This window comes from Variovorax sp. YR266 (assembly GCF_900107295.1).
In the GTDB taxonomy this organism is placed as follows: domain Bacteria; phylum Pseudomonadota; class Gammaproteobacteria; order Burkholderiales; family Burkholderiaceae_C; genus Variovorax.
In genome coordinates, this window is record NZ_FNPM01000007.1 from 94,644 (window position 1) to 118,939 (window position 24,296).

Genomic DNA, 24,296 nt, shown 5'->3' on the forward strand with positions numbered 1-24,296 from the left:
GTGATGGCGTTGTCAGCGGTGCGCCGGCGACAGCGGGCAAGCGCCGCAGTAGCCTTCGCGTGGCAACAGATGGAAGAGGCAGCACTGGCGGTGCAGCTTCACGGTCCGCTCGCGACCCTCGAGGCGCACGCGGATTTCGCGTTGCCGGCCGGGCAGGGGGTTGCTCCATGCCGGCCAGGCGGGGTTGTGCAGCAATTGCTGCCTGTCGCCGGCGATCGGCGGCGACCCGCCGGTCAACGCAAGCGCCTGGTCGAGCACCGGTTCGAGGTTGCGCGCCGCGTTGCCCCAGAGGATCTTGGCGGCGATGCCCGTCAGGCGGCACAGCGCAGAGAACAGCGGCTCCAGGTGCTGCCGCAGCAGCGCCGAGTAGCGCTCCTCGGTGGTCGCGCCGCGTTGCGGCTGGCCCAGCTCGCGGATGTGGAAGCTCAGTGGGTGGGCGTGCGGGCCGAGGCGCACCCAGACCTGGTCGGCGGCAACGGGAAATCCATGCTGCAGCACGCTGGCGGCGGCCGCGACCGGCGGCAGCAGCATGCCGAGGTAGTCCAGGCTCCAGGCCGAAGCCACTGCGCGCAGGTCCTTGCCCTCGACCCCCAGGTGCGACGCATGCAGACGCAGCACACGGCCCAGCAGTTCGGGCGAGTGCACAAGGTCGGCAACGCGCAGCGCGCCCGCGGGCGGCTGCGGCGCGCACTGCAGTGCCTCGCCGTGCGGCGCCAGGTTGCCCTGGAACAGGGGTTCCAGCATGGCGATCATGGCGTCGTCGCGAAAGAGGGGGCGCCGGCGGTGCGGCGGTTTGCAGGGGGCATGAAGCTAGGACGGATGGGCCGCGCAGGTGTTCATGCGGCGCGGCGTGAACATTTGCGCGGGCCACCCGTCAAGTGGGGTACAGGCGGTCCGTTGCCGCCCGCAGCCCTGTGGCCCAGCCGGCGCGGCAGGGGTGCATCCATCCGTTTCGCGTCCGGCGGCAGGGCTTGCCCATGCCGCCGGACCCCAGTCGCCCAAGGGCGGAAAGAGTTCTTGCATGACAACTGCCCCCGCTCCCGACGGCGAGTTCGCACGCCTGCTCAAGCCGTTCCTGCCGTGGATCCTGCTGTCGGCGGTCACGGGCATCGGCGCGGGCGCGGCCACGGTCGCGCTGCTGAGCACCATCAACCAGGTGCTCAACCGGCAGGGCGGCCTGTCCGGCGGCCTGCTGCTGACGTTCATCGGGCTGTGCGCGGTGGCGCTGTTCGGGCGCATGGTGTCCGATGTCTCGACCAACTTCGTCGGCCAGCGGGTGGTTGCGCAGGTCCGCAAGAGCCTGGCGCAGAAGATCCTTTCGGCGCCCATCGACGCGCTGGAGCGCTACCGCACCCACAGGCTGATGCCGGTGCTGTCGCAGGACGTGGACATGGTCAGCGACGTTGCGTTCGCGCTGTCCGCGACGCTGATCGCCTGCGTTACGGCGCTCGGCTGCCTGGCCTACCTGGCCTACCTGTCGCTGCCGCTGTTCGGTGTGCTGCTGGTGGCGCTGGCGATCGGCGCGACGGTGCAGGCCATGGCGCAGTTCCGCGGAGTGAGCGGTTTCTGGAAGGCACGCGAACATGAAGACCAGTTGCACAAGGCCTACCGCGCGATCAGCGAGGGCGCCAAGGAGCTGCGCATGCACCGCGTGCGCCGCCAGCGCATGTTCGGTGGCCAGATCGAGCGCATCGTCGACAACATCCGCACGGTCAACGGGCGCGCGATCAACACCTTCGTCATTGCCGCCGCATTCGGTTCGGGCCTGTTCTTCCTGCTGATCGCGCTGATCCTGGGCTGGGCCTCGTTCCGCCCGACCGAGCCCGCGGTGCTCAGCGGCTTCGTGCTGGTGCTGCTGTTCCTCAAGGGGCCGATGGACCAGATCGCCGGTGCCCTGCCTGCCGTGGGGCGCGCGCGGGTCGCATTCCGGCGCATTGCCGATCTGTCGGCGCGCTTCGCCACGCCGGAGCCGCACCTGCACGTCGGCCATGCGGGCAGCGAGCTGAAGTTCGAGCACGAGATCGCGCTGCGCGGCGTGCGTTATGCCTTCGATGCGCCCGAGGGCGGCGAGGCCTTCGCGCTCGGGCCGATCGACCTGCGGCTTCGCCGCGGCGAGATGGTGTTCGTGGTGGGCGACAACGGCTCCGGCAAGACCACGCTGATCAAGCTGCTGCTCGGCCTGTACGCGCCGCACGAAGGCGAGGTGGCAATCGACGGCACCCCGGTGGGCCCCGAGCGCCGCGACGACTACCGCCAGCTCTTCACCACGGTGTTTTCCGACTTCTACCTGTTCGAGGACCTCGCAGCCGGTCCGGACGAAGAGCAGGGCGAGGCCAGCATGCAGGTGCTGCCGCAGCGCGCCTTGCCTTACCTGGAGCGCCTGGAAATCGCACACAAGGTGAGCCTGAAGAACGGTGCGTTCACCACCACGGACCTGTCGACCGGCCAGCGCAAGCGACTGGCGCTGGTGCACGCCTATCTCGAGGGGCGCCCGGTGCTGGTGTTCGACGAATGGGCCGCCGACCAGGACCCGACCTTCCGCCACCTGTTCTATACCGAGCTGTTGCCCGAGCTGCGTGCCAAGGGGCACCTGCTGGTGGTGATCTCGCACGACGACCGCTACTTCCACCTGGCCGACCGCATCATCACCATGAGCGCCGGCCGCATCGCGGACGACCGGCCCCGCGCCCACCTGGAGAGTCTTGCTGCATGACCGACGGCCCGCAAACCAACGATACGCAGCGGCCGCTGTTCATGTCGCAGCTGCGGGCTGCGCGAATCCGGCCGTCCGTGGTGCGGCTGTGCGTGCTCCAGACGCTGGCGGACGCGGGCAGCGAATGGCAGCGCGGTGAAGAAGTCTTTCGCCGCATGCTGCTGCGCGGCACCTCGGCCAGCCTGACCACGGTCTACCGCATCCTCAAGGAGTTCGAACATTCGGGGCTTGTCGAGCGCGAATGGGCGCGCAGCCGCGGCGGTGCGCTGGCGGTGTTCCGCTACGCCGCGCCCGGTGCGGATGCCGACGCCTTGAGCGTGCGCATGCGCTGCAACGGATGCGGCACGTTCACCGAGGTGCAGGACCGCGAGCTTCACGAGGCGCTGGTGCGCGTGGCCCAGAGCAAGGGCCTGCCGCTCGCGGGCACCTTCGACGTGCAGATCCACGGCTCATGTTCGTCCTGCGAGCACCGGTCCGCGGGGGAATCGTCGAGCGAGCACCAGTCGTCGCGCGAGCACGGCAGGATGCTGCCGCTCGCGGGCTTCCGCGCTCGCCCGCGCGCGCAGCGCCTTGCCGCTTGACGAGGAGCCGGCGTGAGTGATGTGCGTCAAGGCGCCTGGCGCCGCCGTGCGGTCGCCGCGGTGCTCGTGTCCCTTTGCGCGGCAGCCGGCGCGGGGTTGCTCTGGGGAAGGGGCGAGCCGATGGACGTCGACTCCGTGCCGGTCGCGCGCGGCACCATCGAGTCCAGCGTCTCGGCACTCGGGGTGCTGCAGCCGCGGCACTACGTGGACGTGGGCGCGCAGGTCTCCGGGCAGATCCTTCGGCTGCATGTGCAGCCGGGCGACGTCGTCAAGCGGGGGCAGTTGCTGGTGGAGATCGATCCCAGCGTGCAGCGGGCCACGGTCGACGCGGGTCGAGCCTCGCTGGCGGGGCTGCGCGCGCAGCGCGACGACCAGCAGGCCCAGCACGTGCTGGCGCAGCAGCAGCATGCGAGACAACGCCAGATGGCTGCCGACGGCGCCACGCGGGACGAGGACGTGCAGGCCGCGCAAGCCGCGCTGGCGTCGGCCGGTGCGCGCGTGAGACAGCTCGAGGCGCAGATCGCACAGACCCAGGCGACGCTGAAGGCCGACGAGGCCCGCCTCGGCTACACCAGCATCTACGCGCCGATGTCCGGCACCGTCGTGTCGGTGGAGGCGCGCGAGGGCCAGACGCTGAACGCGACCTACCAGACGCCCAATGTGCTGCGCATTGCAGACCTGTCTTCGATGACGGTGTGGTCGGAGGTTTCCGAGGCCGACGTGCGGCGCATCAAGACCGGCATGCCGGTCTACTTCACCACGCTCGGCGAGAGCCAGCGCCGTTGGCAGGGGCACGTGCGGCAGCTGCTGCCCGCGCCGCCGGTGCCCGAGAACAAGACGGGCAGCGACAGCAGCGCCAAGCCTTCCGCCGCGGCGAGCAAGGTGGTGGTCTACACGGCGCTGTTCGATGTCGACAATGCCGACGGCGAGCTCATGCCGCAGATGACGGCCAAGGTCGCCTTCGTCGAGTACGCCGAAAAAGACGCGCTTTCGGTGCCGCTCGCCGCGCTGGTGCCGGTGGCCGGCAGCAGCGACCGCTTCACGGCGCGCGTGCTTCGCCCCGATGGCAAGGTCGAGGTCCGGCAGCTGCGCGTCGGCGTACGCAACCGGCTCGCTGCGCAGGTGCTGGAAGGCGCGCAGGCCGGAGACCGCATCGTCATCGCCGCCAGGGCTTCGAAGCCATGACGACCGCGGCGAATGCGCCGGGCGATGCGCCGCGGCCGCTGATCGAGCTGCAGGACATTCGCAAGTCGTACGGCGGGCGCGGTGGCCGGGGCGGCAAGGAAGCAGGGGCGGGCAGCCCGGCAACGACCGTGCTGCATGGCATCTCGTTGCGCCTGTACGCGGGCGAGTTCGTGGCCGTCGTCGGTGCTTCGGGCTCCGGCAAGTCCACGCTGATGCACATCCTGGGTTGCCTCGATCGGCCGAGCGCCGGGCGCTACCTGTTCGACGGCCAGGACGTGGCCAGCTTCGATGCCGACGCGCTCGCCTGGCTGCGCCGCGAGGCCTTCGGTTTCGTGTTCCAGGGCTACCACCTGGTGCCCAGCGAGTCGGCGCGCGAGAACACGGAAATTCCCGCGCTCTATGCCGGCATGCCGGAGGCCGAGCGGTGTGCGCGCGCCACCGCACTGCTCGAACGGCTGGACATGGGCGCGCGGCTCGACCATCGCCCGCACCAGCTGTCGGGCGGGCAGCAGCAGCGCGTGGCGATCGCGCGTGCGCTGATGAATGGCGGGCGCATCATCCTGGCCGACGAGCCCACCGGTGCGCTCGACAGCAAGAGCGGCGCCGAAGTGATGGCGCTGCTGCACGAACTGGCGGATGCGGGCCACACCATCATCCTCATCACGCACGACCGCTCGGTGGCCGCGCAGGCGCGGCGGATCATCGAGATCCGGGACGGGCGCATCGTGGCGGATTCGGGTGAGCACACCGGCGAAGGCGCGGCGGCAATCGCTGCAGCGCCGGCTCCGGTCTTCAGTCGCCCATCGGTCACTGGCGGCGCCTCGCTGCCTGCCGACATTCGCGAGGCGACACGGGCCGCATGGCGCGTGATGTGGAGCAACCGGTTTCGCACCGGGCTCACGCTGCTGGGCATCGTGATCGGCGTGGCCTCGGTCATCGTGATGCTGGCAGTCGGCGGCGGCTCGCAGCGGAAGGTGATGGCGCAGTTCGAGACCTTCGGCACCCGCACCATGTTCGTTTCCGTGCAGCTCGCCAGCCTGCGCAACCCGAGCGCGCCGCTCACGCTGGACGACGCGCTGGCCGTTCGCGCGCTGCCCAATGTCGAAGGCGTCGCGCCCTACATCGAAGACAGGGTGGTCGTGCGCCGCGGCAATATCGACCACCTCACCGAGGGCGGCGGTGCCACGGTCGATTTCTCGCGAGTGCTCGGCTGGGGCGTGAGTCGGGGAGTGATGTTCGACGCCGAGGACGAACGGCGCATCGCCAAGGTCGCGGTGATCGGCGAAACGGTGCGCCAGCGCCTGTTCGCCGACGGGCAGGACCCCGTCGGACAGGACATCCTGGTGGACAAGGTGCCGTTCCAGGTCGTCGGCGTGCTGGCGTCGAAGGGCGCCACCAACGGTGAGGACCAGGACGACCGGGTGGTTGTGCCGCTGTCTTCCGCGGCCACGCGCGTCTACGGCCATCCCCACCCGACGTGGCTTGCTGTGCAGGTGCGCGACATCGACAAGGCGCAGGAAACGGCCGCCGCCATCGAGGCGCAGCTCGAACGGCAGCAGGCCGGGCGCCACGTGCTGATATGGAACCGCGTCGAGGCGCTGCGCGTGCAGACCGAAACCGCGCGCGCCATGACGCTGATGCTGGGGTTGATCGCCATCGTGTCGCTGATCGTGGGCGGTATCGGCGTGATGAACGTGATGCTCATGACGGTGCGCGAGCGCACGCGCGAAATCGGCATCCGCGTGGCGACGGGCGCGCGCCAGCGGGACATCCTGCGGCAGTTCATGACCGAGGCGGTACTGGTGACGTCGGTGGGCGGCACCGTGGGCGTTGTTGCCGGGCTGGGCATCGTCGTGGGGCTGATGCTGGCAGGCGTGCCGGTGCTGTTCTCGCTGGCGGCAAGCGTGGGTGCGTTCGGCTGCGCGGTGCTGACGGGCGTGATCTTCGGGTTCATGCCGGCGCGCAACGCTGCGCGGCTGGACCCCGTGGTGGCGCTGGCGGGGGAATGACGGTGTTGCTGCGAACGCGCTCTGGATGTGGCTGGTGGGCGGCTTTGTTGTGTGCGGCGCTGTCGTCGGGCTGCGTGCTGCATGGCGATCGCGCCGAGCGCGCGGTGGAGCTTCCCTCTGCATGGCGTCATGCGCAGGCTCGTGTCGACACGGGGCCGGCCGATGCGCAGTGGTGGCGCAGTTTCGGCAGCACGGAACTCGACGCGCTGATTGCGCGTGCGCAATCGCAAAGCAACGATCTCGCGGCTGCTGTCGCCCGGGTGCGGCAGGCCGACGCGCGGGCGCGCATCGCCGGCGCGGCGCTGCGGCCGCAGGTGACGGGCACTCTCGGCGTCAGTCGCGAGGGCCGCCTGGGCGGCAATGCAACGGTTGCCGGCAGCACTTATGCGGCGGGTTTTGCCGCCAGCTATGAACTCGACCTGTGGGGCCGGGAGGCCGCGCCGCGCGACGAAGCGCTGCAAGGCTTGCGCGCAAGCGCCTTCGACCGCGACACGGTGCGGCTCACTGTGACGGCCGATGTCGCCGCCACCTGGCTGCTGGCGCTGGCCCTGCGCGAACGCGCCGAAATTGCGGCACGCAACCTCGACAACGCGCACCGCGTGCTGGCGCTGGTGGAGGCCCGCAGCCGCGCCGGCGCGGTGTCGCCGCTGGATCTTGCACAGCAGCGCGGTCTGGTGGCCGCGCAGCAACGTGCGCTCGCAGCGCTGCATCAGCAGGCGGGCGACGCCGAGACCGCGCTGGCGTTGCTGCTGGGCACTGCGGCGCCGGCGTTCGAACTGCGGGGGCCGCGGCTCGATGCGCTTCAGGTTCCCGTCGTCGGCGCGGGCGCGCCTTCTGCATTGCTGGTGCGGCGCCCGGACATCGCACGCGCGGAGGCGCATCTGGCTGCGGCCGATGCCAACGTGCTGGCGGCGCGCGCTGCGCTGCTGCCGACCGTCTCCCTGAGCGCCACGGTAGGCACCGGAGATAGCCGCTTCGGCAGGCTCTTCGACAACCCGCTCTACAGCCTGGCTGCCGGCCTGACCGCGCCGGTCTTCGATGGAGGGCGACTGGCGGGCGGCCAACGCCTGGCCGAGGCGAGGCGCGAGGAATTGCTGGCCGCCTACCGGGGCGCGATCGTCGGTGCGTTCGCGGACGCGGAGACTGCGCTGAACGGCGTGTCGGCCATCGATGCGCAGGCAACGGCGCAAGGCGCCGAACTGGCCGAGGCGCGCCGCGCGGCAGATCTGTCGGAGGCCCGCTACCGTGCGGGCGCCGAGACACTGCTGACCTTGCTCGACGCGCAACGCACCCTCTACACCGCGCAGGACCTGGCGGTCCAGTTGCGCATGGCGCGTTTGCAGGCACGGGTCTCGCTCTACCGTGCAATGGGCGGCGGATGGCGGCAGGCCCGGTGCGCGGATGCCGCACCCGCCGCAGTCGAAGGACATACCGAATGCGTTTGACGCTCGTGGCCCTGCATCGCCGGGCCGGCCTCTTTGAACATTCGGGGCCGCGGATCGTCTTTTTCTCTAGACGCCTGCGCGCCGGCATTTTCCGGTGCGCATCGGCCTCGACGGTCATCCCCCTGAATCAACAACACAGCGCCTGGAGTAGCAGTGGCCCCGCAAAACCATCCGGAGGCGCCGTCCGCCGAGGAGACCGCATGGCGTCTCTACATGGACCTCCGAGAGAATCCATGCCGCACGGGCGCGTTGAAGCTGACGCACTGGCTGCGGGAAGACCAGGCACATCCGCCCGCATTCGACCGCGCCCTGCGCCTCTGGGCACTGGCGGGCGCCGCCCTGGTCGTCAGCCGCCGCAGGAATTTTCATCCGCCCACGGGCGGGCTCGAATGAGGCGCGCCGGGTTGGCCGCGCACTGCCTCGTGCCCGATGAATGCGTCCGCACCGCGGCGTCGCTTTTCGCTTGCATGCACGCCTCGCCGACCCTGCAGAACACGGAGGAACTGGCCCAGTGGCTCGGGAAAGACCCCCGGCACCTGCGCGCGCTCGACATCGCGCTGGCGGAGTGGGGCCTGGTGCAGTCCGGCCACCCCGTGGGGAATGTGCGCGACGCCTGACGCGGCGAAGGACTCAGCGCGTTCGCAGGGTCACGCTGCCGTCCGGCTGCGGTTCGGCGGCCAGAGGCAGGATCGTCGGCAGGGCGGCCACGAGGCCTTCGGAATCGTTGGTGCGGAAACGGCCCGACAGCCGCATCGCGTCGACGCGCGAACTCGTGCTGACGATGGGCCGTGCGCGATAGCTGTTGACCGCGGCCAGAGCGTCGCCGAGCGGCGTGTTCTCGAAGACGAGCCAGCCATTGCGCCACGCAGACAGGGCTGCCGTGTCGGTTTGCCGCACTGCGGCGGCACGGCCGTCGTCGATTTCAAGCAGCTCGCCCATGCGCAGGTCGATCACTTCCGTCTCTGCGCCGGTGGACCCGTCGCGCGGCGGCATGTGCACGCGCACATGGCCATGCTCCACGCCCACGGTGATCGGGCCGCCACGGTCGCGCACGGTGAACGCGGTGCCGACCACTTCGATGGTGGCGCCGCGCGTGCGGACCCTGAAAGGGCGGTCTGCATCGCGCGCCACCTCGAAGCGCACTTCGCCGTGCGCCATGTCGACGGCGCGGTGCTGGCGATAGAGCGCCACGTCGATCGCGCTCTGCGGTGCCAGGTCGAGCTGGCTGCCGGGCGCGCCGCTGCGGCCGTCGGTCAGCGTCACCTTCAGCATCTGCGCGGTGCGGGTTTCGTAGGCTGCGCGGAACAGGGGTTGCTGCCAGTACCACTGCACGCCCCGGCCCGCGACCAGGCCGGTGCCCAGCAAGGCGGCGACCGAAAGCAGCATCTTGCGGCGCTGCTGCCGGTGCGTCGATGCGGCCGCAGTGGCGGCCGCGTTGGCCATCAGCGCGGCTTCGGCGGGTTCGTCGAAGTGCGCGCGCAAGTCGTTCGCCATGCCGCCGAGTGCGTCCCAGCGCTCGCGTGCCTCCTGCACGGCCGCTGCATGTTCCGCCGATTTGCCGCGCCACTGGTTGAGCAACGCGCGGGCGCGGCCTGCGGCCTCGCCGGGTGCGATCTCTCCTTCGACGATCAGCGCGAGCGCGCGCTCGATCAGCCGTTCGCGCGGAGGAGCGCTTGCCGCCATGCTGCCGCCGTTCACGAGAAGTCTTCGGCCAGCGCCGCGTCGAAGCCCGGCCGGCTCAGCACGACCTGCGGTTCGATCAGCTCCGAGCGCAACTCGGCAAACACGCGCGAGCAATCGATGGTGGCGCGCAGCAGGTGCTTGGCCACGGCCATCTCGGTGATGTTCAGCCGCTGCGCAATTTCAGCGCGCGTGTGGCCGTAGGCGCGGAACAACAGGAACACCTCGCGCCGGCGCGGCGGCAGTTGTTCCATGGTTTCGACCACCCGCGCCAGCACCCGTTGCTGGGCCACGACGTATTCGCTGGACTGGGCCGTCTGGTGCGTGCCGATGCCTGCATGCGTGCTGACCCATTCCTGCGCGACCTTGCGCCGGCGTGCATCGTCGACGCACAGGTTGCGCGCCACGCGAAACAGCAGGGCGCGGGGCGATTCGATGGAATAGGCGGCGTCCTGCGGATCGGGCAGTGCATCGCCGCGATTGCCGCCGCGCGTCTTGAGCGACGCCGCATAGACCCGCTCGAAGCTGGACTGCGCGATGTCGGCCGCGTAGTGCGGGTCTCTCAGGTCGCGAGTGAGCTGCCGGCGCAAGTCCGCGTAGTGAGCTACCAGTTCCTGAACGAGGTCGCGCATCCGGCCGCCTTCTCGCAAGCATCGACGATGGACCCCGGGGCCGCTTGCCAGAACGCACCGACGGATTCGCCTCGACTTCCGCATGGGAAGAGGCGAGCTGGCCGCAGAAGCATTTGGTTTTGAAAATCCCCGGGAAGGGTGAATAAGAACTATTCTTATTGGAGTGTATCACTGAATTGTTAGCTGAAGACATGACTGTGGCGCGTCGCGGATGAGCCGCCTTTGCCACTTTTGCCACCGGCTGTCGAAACTAACTTGTCAGGTTCTCGCGGCGTTGCCGCATCCACTCACTGTCCAGAGAGTTCCTTCTTATGTCTTCTTCCCGTTTCGCGGCGCCTTCGCCTGATGCCCCCCAACCCGGGCTGATCGAACGCACGCTCACCCGCCTGTTCCTGCGTCCGGTGCGTGTCATTGCGGCCACCAGCCTGTCGACGCACTTCCGGTTCATCGACCTCGAAGGCGCGGCTTTCGAAGGCCATCGCTGGTCGCCTGGCCAGAAGCTCCAGATCAAGGTCGGCGGCGCATTCGAGGCGCGCACCTACACCCCGTTGTGCCTGGATGCCGCACGCGGCGTCGCGCGCATTGTGGCGTTTGCGCACGGCGAGGGGCCGGGCAGCGAATGGGTGCGCCGCACCCGGCCCGGCGACGAACAGCAGGTGTTCGGGCCGCGCCGCTCGCTGGAACTCGAGCCGCTGCCGGCGTCGACGATTCTCTTCGGCGACGAGACCTCCTTCGGCCTCGCGGCGTCGCTGTGCGGCAGGGATGCGCCCGGGCAGGGTGTTCGCGCCGTGTTCGAGGTGAACGCCATCGCCGAATCGCGTCAGGTACTGGATGCGCTGGGCGTCCAGCCGCTCGCGCTGATGGAGCGCCGCGCCGACGATTCGCACATCGGCGAGCTGCTGGCCGCGATGGTGCCGCCCATGGACGGCAGCACGCACTATGTGCTGACCGGCAAGGCCGCGTCGATCCAGCAGGTGAGTCGAGCGCTCAAGGCGCAGGGCGTCGAGGCGCGGCGAATCAAGGCCAAGGCCTACTGGGCACCGGGGAAGACCGGGCTCGACTGAACGTGGGCCGCCAAGCTAGACCCGGATCACGCGACCCGGGTTGAGGATGTTCTTCGGATCGAGCCCGCGCTTGATCGCCCGCATCATCTCCAGCGCCACAGGCGACTTGTGCTTTTCCAGCTTGTCGACCTTGAGCGAGCCCACGCCATGCTCGGCCGAGAACGAGCCGCCGAACTTCTCGACCGCGTCGTACACCAGCGTGTTGATGCGCTCTTCTTCGTTCTTCAGGAACGCCTTGGTGTCGATGTTCTCCGGCGCCTGCACGTTGTAGTGCAGGTTGCCGTCGCCCAGGTGGCCGAAGTTCACCAGCCGCACACCGGCGATCTCGCGCGCCAGCAGCGCATCGGTTTCTTGCACGAAGGCCGGGATGCGCGACACGGGAATCGAGATGTCGTGCTTGATGTTCAGGCCTTCCTCGGCCTGCGCGAGCGGAATGCTTTCGCGGATGTGCCACAGCTGGTGCGCCTGCGTGAGGTTCTCGGCTACCACCGCGTCGGTGACGCAGCCGTCTTCGAAGGCGGTTTCGAGCAGCGCCTCGAAGCGTGCGCGCGCATGGTCTTCGGATTCGCTGTCGGAGTTTTCCAGCAGCACGCAGTACGGCACGGCCTCATCCTTGATGAAGGGCACGCGCAGCTGCGGCATGTGCTTGTCGACCAGGCTCAGCGCAAACTTGCCCATCACCTCGAAGCCCGTGAGGCCCGAGCCCAGGTGCTTGTGCGCAAGGCCCAGCAGCGTGACCGCATGGTCGAGCGAGGGCACCGCGGCCCAGGCCGTGAGCTGCGCGGCCGGCAGCGGGTAGAGCTTCATGGTCGCGGCGGTGATGATGCCGAGCGTGCCTTCGCTGCCGATGACGAGGTCGCGCAGGTCGTAGCCGGTGTTGTCCTTGCGCAGGCCGCTGGTGCCTTCCCAGATCTCGCCCTGCGGCGTGACCACTTCGAGGCCCAGGCACAGCTCGCGCGTGTTGCCGTAGCGAACCACCTGCGTGCCGCCCGCGTTGGTCGCGAGGTTGCCGCCGATGGTGCAGCTGCCTTCGGCCGCGAGGCTCAGCGGGAAGAGGAAGCCGGCCTTCTCGGCGGTCTCCTGCAGCGTTTGAAGAATGCAGCCGGCCTCGACGGTCATCGTGAGGTTGGCGCCGTCGATGGTGCGGATCGCGTTCAGGCGCTGCAGGCTCAGCACCACCTGCGTGCCGCTCTCGTCCGGAATGGAGCCGACCGCCAGGCCAGTGTTGCCGCCCTGCGGAATGATGGCGGTGCCGGCGGCCGCACAGGCCTTCACCACGTCGGCCACCTGCTGCGTGGTGCCGGGCCGCACCACGGCCAGCGATTTGCCGCGCGCGCGCTTGCGCCAGTCCTGCTCGTAGGCAGTGAGGTCGCCCTCGTTCAGTACGTTCGCCGCGCCGACGATGGCGCGCAGTTGATCGATCAGGGAAGAAGAAGCAGCAGTGGTCATTGGGCAGAAGCCTCCAGTTGGCGGGCAGCGTTCTTGGCGTGGCGCAGGCGCAGCCGCACATGCCATGCGCAGGCCGCGAAGAGCACGAGGCACAGCAGCACCTCGACGAGCGCGAGCACCTGGCCCACGCCGTTGGTGTCGCTCCAGGCGCGCACCACGCCCTCGGTGAAATAGAGCCAGATCATCAGGCTGACCCAGCGGTAGGTGTACATGCGGTTCTTCCACAGACCCGCGAGCGGAATGACGAGCGGCAGCACCTTCAGCGCCAGCAGCGAGCCACCCGGGCGCAGCGGCGCCAGCCATAGCTCCCAGGCCAGGCCCAGCACGATGAGGCCGACGAGGCTGCCCACGGCGGCCCAGCGGGTCGCGCGAACGGAGGAGGGCGGGAGCGGAGTGTCGGACACGTTGGGCAGCGAAGGGAAGAGAGCGCCCGGCAGGCGGCCAGCGGCGACAAAAAGAGCGGATGGCATGATAGCCGCCATGAATCGCAGGCAACTCTGGAGGGATCTTTCGCGCTTTCCGTGGCGCAACACCGCAGCGGTGCTGGGCGAGCGTTTTCGCGAAGACCGGCTCGGCCTCACGGCCAGCAGCCTGACCTTCACCACCACCATCGCAATGGTGCCGTTCTTCACCGTGGCGCTGGCGCTGTTCACCGTGTTCCCGATGTTCGCGAAGATGCAGGGCCGCCTGCAGCGCTGGCTCATCGAGAGCCTGATTCCCGACAACATCGCACGGCAGGTGCTGGGCTACTTGAACCAGTTCGCGAGCAAGGCCAGCGGGCTGGGCATCGCGGGCCTGATCGTGCTGCTGATCACCGCCATCGCGCTGATCCTCACCATCGACAAGACGCTCAACAACATCTGGCGCGTACGCTCGCCGCGGCCGTTCGCGCAGCGGGTGCTCATCTATTGGGCGGCCATCACGCTGGGGCCGATCATCCTTGCGGTGAGCCTGTCGACCACTTCGTACGTGGTCTCGGCCACCAGCGACGTGGTGGGGCGCGGCATGGTCAAGCTGTTCTTCGACACCTTCGAGTTCGCGCTGCTCGCGGTCGGCATGGCGTCGCTCTACCACTACGTGCCCAACACCAACGTGCGCTGGTCGCATGCATGGGCCGGCGGCATCTTCGTGGCGGCCGCCATCGAAATCGCCAAGCGCGTGCTGGCCTACTACCTGAGCCTGGTGCCGACCTATTCGGTGCTGTACGGCGCCTTTGCCACGGTGCCGATCCTGCTCGTGTGGATCTATGTGGCCTGGGTGATCGTGCTGCTCGGCGCGGTCATCGCGGCCTACTTGCCGAGCCTGCTCACGGGCGTGGCACGGCGCGGCGGCACCGCGGGCTGGCCCTTGCAGCTGGCAATGGAAGCGCTGCAGCATCTGGCCCGCGCGCAGGCCACGCCGGCCAAGGGCATGGGCGCGACCGAACTGGTCACGCGCATGCGGGTCGATGCGCTGCAACTGGCGCCGGTGCTCGAAACGCTGGTGGCGCTCGACTGGATCGCGCCGCTCGCGGAAGAGCCCGCCAACGAAGACCCGCGCTTCGTGCTGCTCGCGGACCCTTCGACGCCCATCGAGCCGCTGCTGAAAGAACTGCTGATGCCGCAGGCCGAGCCGCTTGAAGACCTCTGGCAGAAGGGTCCGCTGCGCTCGCTGCGCCTGGGCGACGTGCTCCTGATCTAGATCTTCACCCGACCGAGCCAGATGTCGCGGTACATCGCCCAGTCGCCCATGAAGGAGTAAAGCGGCCGCTTGAACGAGGCCGGCTTGTTCTTCTCGAACCCGAAGTGCCCGACCCAGGCAAAGCCGTAGCCCGCCACCAGCCCGGCCAGCAGCCACAGCGGGTTGAGCGTGACCACCAGCGCCACCAGGCACAGCAGCGAAATGGTCGAGCCCGCGAAGTGCAGCCGCCTGCAGGTGAGGTTGGCATGCTCGGTCAGGTAGAAGGGATAGAACTGCGCAAAGCTCTTGAATTGACGCGGATCGACGGCAGATCCTGGGGCAGTCGTGGTGTTCATCGTGCGAGTCTCCTGTGCCCCTGAAACCCGGTGGTCCCGGCGGATGAGGGCTTTGTCCATAATAGCCACGACCTTCCGGCCGCACCACCCCGGCCTTCCGATCACACCACCGACGCATCAGCCTTGAGCGCCCTTCCAAGCACCCCCGAATCCGTCGAGCCGGCCAGCAACGATGCGCCTTGGGTCGTGTGCCTTTGCGCCGAATGGTGCGGCACCTGCCGCGACTACCGGCCGCTGCTCGAAGAGGTGGCGCGCGCGCACCCGCAGTTCCGCTTCGCCTGGGTCGATATCGAGGACCACGCAGACATCGCCGACGCCTTCGACGTAGAGACCTTCCCGACTTTGCTGGTTGCGGGCGTCGACGGCACGCGCTTTCTGGGCCCGCTGCTGCCGCATGCCGAGACGCTGTCGCGCATGCTCTCCGCGCTGCAGCCGCCGAAGCCTTCGAGCCTTGACGTCGACCTGCTGCTCGCCGTGCTCAACAAGAAACCGGCCGTCTTCACGGTCTGACCGGAAGCTCCGTCATGAAAATCCTGATCTTCGGCGCCACCGGCATGGTGGGGCAGGGTGTGCTGCGCGAGTGCCTTCTGGCGTCCGACGTCGAGAGCGTCGTCGCGGTCGGCCGCAATGCCACGGGGCAGCAGCATCCCAAGCTGCGCGACCTGGTCCACAAGGACATGTACGACTACAGCGCCATCGAGCCGCAACTGCAGGGCTTCGACGCCTGCTTCTTCTGCCTTGGCGTGTCGTCGGTCGGCATGAAGGAGCCCGAGTACAAGCGCATCACCTACGACCTGACGCTGGCCGCCGCCACAGTGCTCGCGCGGCTCAACCCGGCCATGACTTTCACCTACGTGACGGGTGCAGGCACCGACAGCAGCGAGCGCGGCAGCAGCATGTGGGCGCGCGTGAAGGGCGCGACGGAAAACGCCCTGTTGCGCCTGCCGTTCAAGGCGGCCTACATGTTCCGGCCCGGCATGATCCAGCCGCTGCATGGCATTCGCTCGAAGACGCCGCTCTATGACGCTGCGATCGTCGTGCTCAGGCCCGTGCTCGGGCTGGCCCACAGCCTGTGGCCGAACAAGGTGACGACCACCGAGAAGATCGGCCGCGCCATGCTGGCCGTGGCGCGCAACGGCGCGCCGAAGGTGCTGCTCGATCCGGCGGACATCAACGCGCTGGGCTGAAGAGCTTCTTCAGGCCGCAGCGGCCCGCGCGCGCCCCAGCTTGCGCCGGCCCGCGCTGGCGATCGCGCTCACCAGGTGCCGCACGAAGTCCTGCGCCAGCGGCGGCAGCGTGCGGCCTTCGAGCGCCAGCACCTGCAACTGGCGCTGCTGCAGCGGCGCCTCCGCAAAGGGCCGCGCCACCACCGTGCCCGCGTCGATCAGGTGCATCACCGTGAGCAGGCCCGACAGCATCACGTCGGGCGTGCGCAGCAAGGGCAGCAGCACTGAAGAGAAATTGCTCACGAACAGCGCGTGGTACTGCAGCCCCTGCAGGCTGCAGGCCTGGTCGAACAGCTGGCGCGCGGTCACGCCTCGGTCGCCCACGGCCAGCGGATAGCGCACCGCATCGGCCACCGACACCACGCGCTGGCGCGCCAGCGGATGGTCGGGGCGCAGCACCGCGTACACCGGCGCGGTGGCCGTGTGCTCGATCTTCAAGCCCGGCTCGGGCGCAACCACGTACTTGAGCGCGATGTCGGTCTCGCCGCGCGCCAGCAGCGCGCTCACGCCGTCGGGCGAGCCCACGTGCAGTTCGAGCTGGCAGCCCGGATTCGCCGTCTCGAAGCTGCGCATCACCAGCGGCATGAAATGCCCCGCGAAGCCCTCGGTGCAGGCCATGCGAATGCGCCGCGCGCGTTGCCCGCCAAGATCGCGCACCTGTTCGACCACCTGCTCGATGTCGAGCTGTGCATTGCGCAGGTGTGCGGCCAGCCGTTCGCCGGCGGCCGTGAGCGCCATGCCGCGCGCATGCCGTTCGAACAGCGGCGTGCCCAGGCTGTCTTCGAGCTTGGCGATCTGCCGGCTCACCGCCGAAGACGCCACGAACAGCCGCGCCGCCGCCTGGTTGACCGAGCCGCTGCGCGCCACTTCGAGGAAGTGGCGCATCGGGATGCTGAGAAGCGGGAGAGTCATGACGCCAGGGTGTTGCCTTCAAGGCAATGGTAGCTTGCCAAAACGATGCTGGAAGCATCGGCCTTCAGGCCTTGTACTTGCTGCACCCGATGGAAAGACAGACAAGGAAGCCCTTCATGCAACGCACAGACAGCCTGGCCGCTGCCGCCGCCTACTTCGACGGGGGCGGCTTCTTCGCCGACCTCCAGCGCCGCATCGCCTTTCGCACCGAGAGCGACACCGGCGCCGCAACGCCCGCGCTGGAGGCCTACCTGCGCGAGGAAATGACCCCGCCGCTCATGGCGCTTGGCTTCGCCTGCGAGGTGATCGCCAACCCGGTGCCCAGCGGTGGGCCGTTCCTCATCGCGCGCCGCATCGAAGACCCGGCCCTGCCCACGGTAATGACCTACGGCCACGGCGACGTGGTCAGCGGGCAGGACGCGCACTGGGAAGAGGGCCTTGTCCCGTGGGCGCTGACCGTGCGCGGCGAGCGCTGGTACGGGCGCGGCACCGCCGACAACAAGGGCCAGCACAGCATCAACCTCGGCGGGCTTGCTGCCGTGCTCGAGGCGCGCGGCGGGCGCCTGGGCTACAACATGACGTGGCTTGTCGAGATGGGCGAGGAGGCCGCCTCGCCCGGCCTGCACGCGGTGTGCGCGCAGGAACGCGACAAGCTGCGCGCCGACGTTTTCGTCGCCAGCGACGGCCCGCGCGTGAGCGCCGCGCGGCCCACGCTGTTCCTCGGTTCGCGCGGCGCGGTCAACTTCAGCCTGCGGCTGCGCGCCCGGCCGCGCGGCTACCACTCGGGCAACTGGGGCGGTGTGCTGGTCAATCCGGGCACGGTGATCAGCCATGCGGTGGCCTCGCTGGTGGATGCGCGCGGCCGCATCCTCGTCGAAGCGTTGCGCCCGCCGCCGGTCACGCAGGCCGTGCGCGATGCGCTGGCCGACATCGCCATCGGCGGCGGCGCGGACGACCCCGCGGTCGACGAAGGCTGGGGCGAGCCCGGCCTGAGCCCGGCCGAGCGGCTGGTGGCGTGGAACACCATCGAGGTGCTGGCGCTCGGCGCGGGTTCGGCGCAGCGTCCCGTCAACGCGATTCCGTCTGAAGCCGTGGCGCATTGCCAGCTGCGCTTCGTGGTCGGCACGCCGTGGCAAGACCTGGAGAAGATCGTGCGCGCGCACCTGGATACGCACGGCTTCGGCCAGGTCGAGGTGCAGATCACGCTGACCGGCGCGGCGACGCGGCTCGATGTCGAGAACCCGTGGGTGGGCTGGGCGCGCCACTCCATCGCGCAAAGCAGCGGGCAGCGCGTCGACCTGCTGCCCAACCTCGCAGGCTCGCTGCCCAACGACGTGTTCGCCGACCTTCTGGGGCTGCCCACGCTGTGGGTGCCGCACTCATACCCGGCCTGTGCGCAGCACGCGCCCAACGAGCACCTGCTCGCGCCGCTGGCGCGCGAGGGCCTGCAGATCATGGCCGGCCTCTACTGGGACCTGGGCGAGCCGGGGCTCGCGCCGTGGGCCGCCGGGCAACTGCCGCCATCCGTTTCTTCCCTTTCCTGACACGCACCATGAACCTCGTCATTTCCCGTCGCGCCTTCGGCCTGCTGCTTTCCGCTTCCGCCGTTCTGGGCGCCCAGGCACCCGCCTTCGCGCAGAGCGCATGGCCCGATCGGCCGGTCAGGCTGGTCGTGCCCTTTCCGCCGGGCGGCGGCACCGACATCGTGGCGCGGGCAATGGGGCAGACGCTGTCGGAGCACCTCGGCCAGCCCATCGTGGTCGACAACAAGCCCGGCGCCTCCACCATCATCGGCACCGATGCGGTCGCCAAGGCCGCGCCTGACGGCTACACGCTGCTGCTCTCGGGCTCTACCAGCTACAGCGTGAACCCGGCCCTGCGCGCCAAGCTGCCGTACGACCCGGTGCGCGACCTGGCGCCCATCGCCATCGTGGCGCGCACGCCGCTGGTGCTGGTGGTGGGCAAGGGCACGCCCTGGCACTCGATGCCCGAGCTCATCGCCGCGGCCAAGGCCAAGCCGAAGAGCATCCGCTACGCCACCTTCGGCTCGGGTTCGGGCCCGCACCTGGCCGGCGAACTGCTCGCGCTGGCCGCCGGCATCCAGCTTCAGGACATTCCGTACAAGGGCAGCAGCCAGAGTTCGATGGCGGTGATCGGCGGCGAGATCGAGATCGGCATCGACACCGTGGCCGCCGTGGCGCCGCACGTGCGCTCGGGCAAGCTACGCGCGCTCGGCATCGTGGGCGCGACCCGCTCCAGCATGCTGCCCGAAGTGCGCACGCTGGCCGAGCAGGGGCTGCCTGACGCCACCTTCGATGCCTGGTATGGCTTTGCCGCGCCAGCCCGCACCCCGGCGCCGGTGATAGACAAGCTCGCCCGCGCGGTCACCGCGACCATGGGCAACCCTGCGCTGCAGGCGCAGCTGCGCGCGCAGGGCATGGAGCCGGTGGCAATCGGCGCAGCGGCGTTCCGTACGCAGATGGAAGGCGAGATCTCGCGCTACCGGGCCCTGGCGCACCGCGCGGGGATCGCGGCGGAATAAGGGCGTGCCTGCTCAGGCAGCCGCGAAGTCGCGCAGCGCGAACAGCACCGCATCGGGCGCCTCGCTCATCAGCGAGTGGCCGGCATGCACCGTCACCACCTGGGCGTTGCGCGCCTTGCCCACCAGCGCCTTGGTGGCGCGCGGCGGCGTCATCTGGTCGGCGTCGCCGAGCAGGAACAGCACCGGGCACTGCACTTTCTCCATCGCGGCCTCGCCGTTGGCGTAGTCGTTGCAGGCCTTGAAGCCGATGTGGAACACGTTTGCATCGCGGTTACTCGCGAGCACGCGGCGCATCAGCGCGCGCGAGCTGCCGTAGAGCCAGGTGCCCGGCCCGAGCGAGGAGGGCGGCGGCGCCAGCAGCGAGTGCGAGAAGGTGTTGACCATGGCGATGGCGCGCTGCGGGTCGCTCACCGAGCTTTCGAGCAGCGCGGGCGAAACCACCATCGGGTAGGCCGTGCCGACCATCGCGAGGTGCGTGATGCGGTCGGGTGCGCGCGAAGCCGTTTCGAGTGCGATCAGCGAACCGAAGCTGTGGCCGACCAATGCGGCCTTCTGCACGCCGGCTGCGTCGAGCAGCGCAATGACGAACTGCGCCGCGTCTTCCACGCTGGCGGGTGGCGGGCCTTCGCTCTTGCAATGGCCGGGCAGGTCGACCGCGAGCACGTTCCAGCCGTGGTTGGCAAACCAGCGGCTTTGCAGGATCCACACGCTGTGGTCGTTGAGCACGCCGTGGATGAACACCACGGTGGGTTTGGCCGCATCGAAGGGCTTGCCGCCGGTGTAGCAGTAGGTGGTGTGGCCGTTGACGGTGTAGTTCATGTCAGGCGCCCGCCTTTTCCGCGGCCTTCAGGGCACGCTTCAGGTCGTCGATCAGGTCGGCCGGGTCTTCGAGCCCGATCGACAGGCGAATCGTGCCTTGCGAGATGCCCGCACCCGCCAGCGCCTCGTCGGTCATGCGGAAGTGCGTGGTGCTCGCAGGGTGGATCACCAGACTGCGGCAGTCGCCCACGTTGGCCAGGTGGCTGAAGAGCTTCAGCGCTTCGATGAAAGCCTTGCCCTGCGCGCGGCTGCCCTTGATGTCGAAGCTGAACACCGCGCCCGCGCCGCGCGCGCCATGGCGCAGCAGCTTCTGCGCGAGCACGTGGCTCGGGTGCGATTCGATCAGCGGATGTCCCACGCGCGACACGAACGGGTGGGTGGACAGGAACTCGACCACCTTCTGCGTGTTGTCGATGTGCCGCTCCATGCGCAGCGGCAGCGTCTCGATGCCCTGCAGGATCAGCCAGGCCGTGTGCGGGCTCATCGAGGCGCCGAAGTCGCGCAGGCCCTCGCGGCGGGCGCGCAGCAGGAAGGCACCGACGGTGCTTTCCTCGCTGAACACCATGTTGTGGAAGCCGTCGTAGGCCTGGGTCAGCTCGGCGAATTTGCCGGACTTTTCCCAGTCGAAGCTGCCGCCGTCGACCACCACGCCACCGATGACGGTGCCGTGGCCCGACAGGAACTTGGTGGCCGAGTGATAGACCAGGTCGGCGCCCCAGTCGAAGGGCTTGATCAGGTAGGGCGAGGTGAGGGTCGAGTCGACCAGCAGCGGTACGCCGGCCTCGTGGGCGATGTCGCTCACGGCCGGAATGTCGAGCACGTCGAGCCCGGGGTTGCCCACGGTCTCGCCGAAGAACAGCTTGGTCTCGGGGCGTACCGCGGCGCGCCAGCCGTCGAGGTCGCCGGGCTTCACGAAGGTGGTGTCGATGCCGAAGCGCCGCATCGTGTAGTGCAGCAGGTTCTGCGAGCCGCCGTACAGGGCTGTGCTGGCCACGATGTGCGAGCCAGCGCCCATCAGCGTGGCCACCGACAGGTGCAGCGCCGCCTGCCCGCTGGCGGTGGCGATGGCGCCGATGCCGCCTTCGAGCGCAGACACGCGCTGCTCCAGCACCGCATTGGTCGGGTTGCTGATACGCGAGTACACGTGGCCCGCGCGCTCCAGGTTGAACAGGGCGGCCGCGTGGTCGCTCGACTCGAAGACGAAAGAGGTGGTCAGGTGGATCGGCACCGCCCGTGCGCCGGTGGCGGGGTCGGGCGCGGCGCCGGCGTGCAGCGCGAGGGTGTCGAAACCGGGGTCGGAATAACCGGGCATGAGGGCCTTTCTGGGTCTGAGCAGTTGTCTCCTGGCAATGCCCCGTTACGTATGCAATTCATGCGTCCGCGACATGGGCGCTCAGGTCGGCGTCGATTGTGGGCTATATTCAAAAACGGCACGCCCGCCTAGATAGCCGAGATTGAGTCCGAGAGGAGCACACGATGAAAGTCAGCGACATCCTTCGCGTCAAGGGCAATACGCTCTTCACCATCACGCCAGACGACCTGCTGGCAGAAGCCGCCAACACCATGGCGGAAAAGGACATCGGTTCGCTGGTGGTCATGGAGCACGGCGACCTGGTCGGTATGCTCACCTTCCGGGAAGTCATCGTGGCCATCGTCGGCAACGGCGGCCAGGTCGGCACCACGCTGGTCCGCAAGGCCATGGACGACGCCCCCGTCACCTGCACGCTGGAAACCGACCTCGACGAAATCCGCCGCATCATGCTGGAGCGCCACGCGCGCTACATGCCCGTGATGGACAAGCGCATGCTGATGGGCGTGATCAGCTTCTACGACGTGGCCAAGGCCGTGGTGGACAGCCAGAACTTCGAGAACAAGATGCTCAAGGCCTACATCCGCGACTGGCCGGCGGAAGACGAAAAGGCCGGCTGATCCCGGCCAGCCCGTTCAGGGCAGCCGCGCGATCTGCGCGCGCAGCAGCGCGTAGAAGCCTTCGGTATCGGCCTCGCTGATCCACAGCGTATTGGGCGTGCGGCGGTTGTAGCCGCGAAAGTCGACCACCGTCGCGCCGGTCGTGAACTCGCCTTTGGTTTCCACATCGACGCTCACCTTCGCGCCCTTGAAGAGTTCGGGCTTGAGCAGATACGCGATCACGCACGGGTCGTAGATCGGCCCGACCGCCACGCCCCGGCGGCGCTGGCCGTACGCCATCATCGAATCGAAGATATCCGCCACCACCTTGCCGGCGTTGTTGCCCATGGTGCGGAAGGGCCCGATGCGCTCGGGCGTCAGCAGCACGCGGCGCGCCGCGTCGTGCGACATGGCCGTGACAGGCACGCCGCTGCGGAACACGATCGATGCCGCCTCGGGGTCTGCGTACACGTTGAAGGTGGCGGCGGGCGTGATGTTGCCGCCCACGCCCCAGGAGCCGTCCATCACCACGATCTCGGCAATGGCGGGCTTGATGTCGGGTGCCGAGTTGAGCGCCGCCGCGAAGTTGGTCAGCGGCCCCAGGCCCACGAGCGTGATGCTTTTGGGCGCTGCGGCGCGCAGTGTGTCGATGAGGTACTGCACCGCGTGCATGGGCATCAGCGGGCCGCGCGGCTCGTGCAGCGTCGGGCCTTCCATGCCGGTCTTGCCGTGTACATCGTCGGCGAAGATGGGTTCGCGCACCAGCGGGCGCGGGTAGCCGGCGTAGACCGGAATCTCGGGCCGGCCTGCCCAGTCGCGCACGATGCGCGCGTTCTTCTCTGTCACCGTCAGCGGCAGGTTGCCCACGCTCACCGTCAGCGCCTTGATGTCGAGCCGGTCGGTCGCGGCCATGGCCATCAGCAGCGCGACGGCGTCGTCCTGGCCGGGGTCGGTGTCGATGATGACCTGGCGCTTGCCTGCCACGGGCGGCAACCGCGTGGCGGGCGTGCCGGCAAGCGCCTGTGCCAGTTCGGCGGGGCTGGGGCTCTGCGCGAAGGCCATGCCTGCAAGGCCGGCGGCGGACACGCCCAGCAGGGCGCGGCGGGACAGCATGGGCGTCGTCTTCACGCGCTCACTCCTTGATGTTGGCCGTCTGCACGATCTTCTGGTTGCGCGCGTACTCCGTCTGCACGAACTTCGCGAAGCTCTCCGGCGTGCCGCTGCCCGGCAGCGCGCCTTGCTCCATCAGCTTGCTGCGCACGCCTTCTTCCTGCAGCACCGCGTTGAGCTCGTGGTTGATCTGCGCGACCACGGCCGGCGGCGTTTTCGCAGGCGCGAAGATGCCGGTCCAGCTCACCATGTCGAAGCCCTTGAGGCCGGGCATCTCGTCGAAGGTAGGCACGTTGGGCAGCGCGGCCAGCCGCTTGCTGCTGGTGATGCCGAGCGCCTTCAGCCGCTTTCCGTTCACGTGCGGAATGGCGCTGGTGCTCACCAGCATCGCCAGGTCGACCTGGTCGCCGATCACGTCGGTGGCAATCTGCGCGCCGCCGCGGTAGGGCACGTGCGTGACGAAGATGCCGCTGCGTTCCTTCAGCAGTTCCATGGCCAGTTGCAGCACCGTGCCCACGCCCGAGGTCGCGTAGTTGTATTTGCCGGGCTTGGCCTTCGCGAGCTTCACGAAGTCGGAGAAGGTCTGGGCCTCGAGGCCGGGGCGCGCCACCAGCACCATCGGCGCGGTGTTGAGCAGGCCGACCGGCGCCAGGTCTTTCAGCGGATCGAAGCGGAAGGCCGTGGGGTTGACCAGCTTGCCGATGGCGATGGCGCTGTCGGGCCCCACCACCAGCGTGTAGCCGTCGGGCGTGGCATTCACAGCCTTGGCAACGCCGATGGCGCCGCCCGCGCCACTCACGTTCTCGATGACGACCGACTGCTTGAGCCGCTCGCCAAGGCGCTGTGCGACGAGGCGCGCGTTGACGTCCACGCTGCCGCCGGCTGTGTAGGGAACGATCAGCGTGATGGGCTTGGCAGCGGGCCATGCCTGCGCGAGGGCCGCGGTGGGAAGCGCGGCGCAGAGTGCGGCGGCGAGAAGCAGGCGGCGGGGTGTGTTCATGGCGTG

25 protein-coding genes are annotated in these 24,296 nt (G+C 69.0%); 14 read left to right on the forward strand and 11 right to left on the reverse strand.

Annotated features, from left to right (window positions below; all coding sequences use genetic code 11):
- Positions 1-12: 12 nt before the first annotated feature.
- Positions 13-744: a siderophore-iron reductase FhuF gene (gene fhuF / locus BLW48_RS18980; RefSeq protein ID WP_256330826.1), complete on the reverse strand. Its 732-nt coding sequence runs from the start codon at positions 742-744 to the stop codon at positions 13-15.
- 277 nt (positions 745-1,021) lie between these two features.
- Between fhuF and BLW48_RS18985 the strand changes: the two genes are divergently transcribed.
- The 7 genes from BLW48_RS18985 (at position 1,022) to BLW48_RS19010 (ending at position 8,550) form a co-directional block, all read left to right on the forward strand.
- Positions 1,022-2,713: a cyclic peptide export ABC transporter gene (locus BLW48_RS18985; protein ID WP_093176919.1), complete on the forward strand. Its 1,692-nt coding sequence runs from the start codon at positions 1,022-1,024 to the stop codon at positions 2,711-2,713.
- Positions 2,710-3,294 carry a Fur family transcriptional regulator gene (locus BLW48_RS18990; protein ID WP_093176921.1) on the forward strand — a complete coding sequence of 195 codons (585 nt, stop codon included), beginning with the start codon at positions 2,710-2,712 and terminating at the stop codon, positions 3,292-3,294. The genes BLW48_RS18985 and BLW48_RS18990 overlap by 4 nt, the downstream gene beginning before the upstream one ends.
- A 21-nt stretch (positions 3,295-3,315) precedes the next feature.
- On the forward strand, positions 3,316-4,479 hold the full coding sequence (locus BLW48_RS18995) for an efflux RND transporter periplasmic adaptor subunit (protein ID WP_093176923.1): 1,164 nt from the start codon (positions 3,316-3,318) through the stop codon (positions 4,477-4,479).
- Positions 4,476-6,488, forward strand: a complete 2,013-nt coding sequence (locus BLW48_RS19000; RefSeq protein WP_093176924.1) for an ABC transporter permease — start codon at positions 4,476-4,478, stop codon at positions 6,486-6,488. Before BLW48_RS18995 ends, BLW48_RS19000 begins: the two co-directional genes overlap by 4 nt.
- Positions 6,485-7,933, forward strand: coding sequence for an efflux transporter outer membrane subunit (locus tag BLW48_RS19005; RefSeq protein WP_093176926.1), 1,449 nt, complete (start codon positions 6,485-6,487; stop codon positions 7,931-7,933). Before BLW48_RS19000 ends, BLW48_RS19005 begins: the two co-directional genes overlap by 4 nt.
- A 213-nt stretch (positions 7,934-8,146) precedes the next feature.
- Entirely contained in the window at positions 8,147-8,326 is a 180-nt protein-coding gene (locus tag BLW48_RS35015) for a hypothetical protein (RefSeq protein WP_093077835.1), read from the forward strand.
- Between the two features lie 74 nt (positions 8,327-8,400).
- Positions 8,401-8,550, forward strand: coding sequence for a hypothetical protein (locus BLW48_RS19010; RefSeq protein WP_177142360.1), 150 nt, complete (start codon positions 8,401-8,403; stop codon positions 8,548-8,550).
- A gap of 13 nt (positions 8,551-8,563) precedes the next feature.
- On the opposite strand, the gene BLW48_RS19015 is transcribed toward BLW48_RS19010, so the two are convergent.
- The gene (locus BLW48_RS19015; protein WP_256330828.1) at positions 8,564-9,631 is read right to left on the reverse strand and encodes a FecR family protein; all 1,068 of its coding nucleotides are present in this window, start codon (positions 9,629-9,631) and stop codon (positions 8,564-8,566) included.
- Entirely contained in the window at positions 9,628-10,245 is a 618-nt protein-coding gene (locus tag BLW48_RS19020; RefSeq protein ID WP_093176929.1) for an RNA polymerase sigma factor, read from the reverse strand. The genes BLW48_RS19015 and BLW48_RS19020 overlap by 4 nt, the downstream gene beginning before the upstream one ends.
- Positions 10,246-10,556: 311 nt before the next feature.
- On the opposite strand from BLW48_RS19020, the gene BLW48_RS19025 reads away from it, so the two are divergent.
- Positions 10,557-11,309 (forward strand): siderophore-interacting protein, encoded by a 753-nt coding sequence (locus BLW48_RS19025; protein WP_093176931.1) that lies wholly within the window; start codon positions 10,557-10,559, stop codon positions 11,307-11,309.
- A gap of 15 nt (positions 11,310-11,324) precedes the next feature.
- On the opposite strand, the gene BLW48_RS19030 is transcribed toward BLW48_RS19025, so the two are convergent.
- Positions 11,325-12,758, reverse strand: a complete 1,434-nt coding sequence (locus BLW48_RS19030; protein WP_093176932.1) for an FAD-binding oxidoreductase — start codon at positions 12,756-12,758, stop codon at positions 11,325-11,327.
- Positions 12,755-13,228, reverse strand: coding sequence for a DUF2069 domain-containing protein (locus BLW48_RS19035; RefSeq protein ID WP_256216820.1), 474 nt, complete (start codon positions 13,226-13,228; stop codon positions 12,755-12,757). The genes BLW48_RS19030 and BLW48_RS19035 overlap by 4 nt, the downstream gene beginning before the upstream one ends.
- On the opposite strand from BLW48_RS19035, the gene BLW48_RS19040 reads away from it, so the two are divergent.
- Positions 13,227-14,438, forward strand: coding sequence for a YihY family inner membrane protein (locus BLW48_RS19040; RefSeq protein ID WP_093176934.1), 1,212 nt, complete (start codon positions 13,227-13,229; stop codon positions 14,436-14,438). The genes BLW48_RS19035 and BLW48_RS19040 overlap by 2 nt on opposite strands.
- Here BLW48_RS19040 and BLW48_RS19045 read toward each other — a convergent pair.
- On the reverse strand, positions 14,435-14,773 hold the full coding sequence (locus tag BLW48_RS19045) for an Mpo1-like protein (RefSeq protein ID WP_093176935.1): 339 nt from the start codon (positions 14,771-14,773) through the stop codon (positions 14,435-14,437). The two genes, BLW48_RS19040 and BLW48_RS19045, sit on opposite strands and share 4 nt — an antisense overlap.
- A gap of 123 nt (positions 14,774-14,896) precedes the next feature.
- Here BLW48_RS19045 and BLW48_RS19050 point away from each other — a divergent pair, with 123 nt between their 5' ends.
- Both BLW48_RS19050 and BLW48_RS19055 read left to right on the forward strand, forming a co-directional pair.
- Complete coding sequence (locus tag BLW48_RS19050; protein ID WP_093176937.1) at positions 14,897-15,283, forward strand: thioredoxin family protein; 387 nt, start codon at positions 14,897-14,899, stop codon at positions 15,281-15,283.
- 14 nt (positions 15,284-15,297) lie between these two features.
- On the forward strand, positions 15,298-15,960 hold the full coding sequence (locus BLW48_RS19055; RefSeq protein ID WP_093176939.1) for an NAD-dependent epimerase/dehydratase family protein: 663 nt from the start codon (positions 15,298-15,300) through the stop codon (positions 15,958-15,960).
- Positions 15,961-15,969: 9 nt separating this feature from the next.
- On the opposite strand, the gene BLW48_RS19060 is transcribed toward BLW48_RS19055, so the two are convergent.
- Positions 15,970-16,911, reverse strand: coding sequence for a LysR family transcriptional regulator (locus BLW48_RS19060; protein WP_093176940.1), 942 nt, complete (start codon positions 16,909-16,911; stop codon positions 15,970-15,972).
- Between the two features lie 116 nt (positions 16,912-17,027).
- Between BLW48_RS19060 and BLW48_RS19065 the strand changes: the two genes are divergently transcribed.
- Positions 17,028-18,455, forward strand: a complete 1,428-nt coding sequence (locus BLW48_RS19065; RefSeq protein WP_093176942.1) for a M20 family metallopeptidase — start codon at positions 17,028-17,030, stop codon at positions 18,453-18,455.
- An 8-nt stretch (positions 18,456-18,463) separates the two neighbouring features.
- Positions 18,464-19,453: a Bug family tripartite tricarboxylate transporter substrate binding protein gene (locus tag BLW48_RS19070; protein WP_093176943.1), complete on the forward strand. Its 990-nt coding sequence runs from the start codon at positions 18,464-18,466 to the stop codon at positions 19,451-19,453.
- 12 nt (positions 19,454-19,465) lie between these two features.
- On the opposite strand, the gene BLW48_RS19075 is transcribed toward BLW48_RS19070, so the two are convergent.
- Positions 19,466-20,272 carry an alpha/beta fold hydrolase gene (locus BLW48_RS19075; protein WP_093176945.1) on the reverse strand — a complete coding sequence of 269 codons (807 nt, stop codon included), beginning with the start codon at positions 20,270-20,272 and terminating at the stop codon, positions 19,466-19,468.
- A gap of 1 nt (position 20,273) precedes the next feature.
- Positions 20,274-21,584 carry an O-acetylhomoserine aminocarboxypropyltransferase gene (locus BLW48_RS19080; protein ID WP_093051563.1) on the reverse strand — a complete coding sequence of 437 codons (1,311 nt, stop codon included), beginning with the start codon at positions 21,582-21,584 and terminating at the stop codon, positions 20,274-20,276.
- 164 nt (positions 21,585-21,748) lie between these two features.
- On the opposite strand from BLW48_RS19080, the gene BLW48_RS19085 reads away from it, so the two are divergent.
- The gene (locus tag BLW48_RS19085; protein WP_093051560.1) at positions 21,749-22,201 is read left to right on the forward strand and encodes a CBS domain-containing protein; all 453 of its coding nucleotides are present in this window, start codon (positions 21,749-21,751) and stop codon (positions 22,199-22,201) included.
- A gap of 15 nt (positions 22,202-22,216) precedes the next feature.
- On the opposite strand, the gene BLW48_RS19090 is transcribed toward BLW48_RS19085, so the two are convergent.
- A complete protein-coding gene (locus BLW48_RS19090) occupies positions 22,217-23,293 on the reverse strand; it encodes a nucleoside hydrolase (RefSeq protein WP_177142364.1) in 1,077 nt (358 codons plus the stop codon).
- A 19-nt stretch (positions 23,294-23,312) separates the two neighbouring features.
- Positions 23,313-24,290: a Bug family tripartite tricarboxylate transporter substrate binding protein gene (locus BLW48_RS19095; RefSeq protein WP_256330829.1), complete on the reverse strand. Its 978-nt coding sequence runs from the start codon at positions 24,288-24,290 to the stop codon at positions 23,313-23,315.
- Between the last annotated feature and the right edge of the window lie 6 nt (positions 24,291-24,296).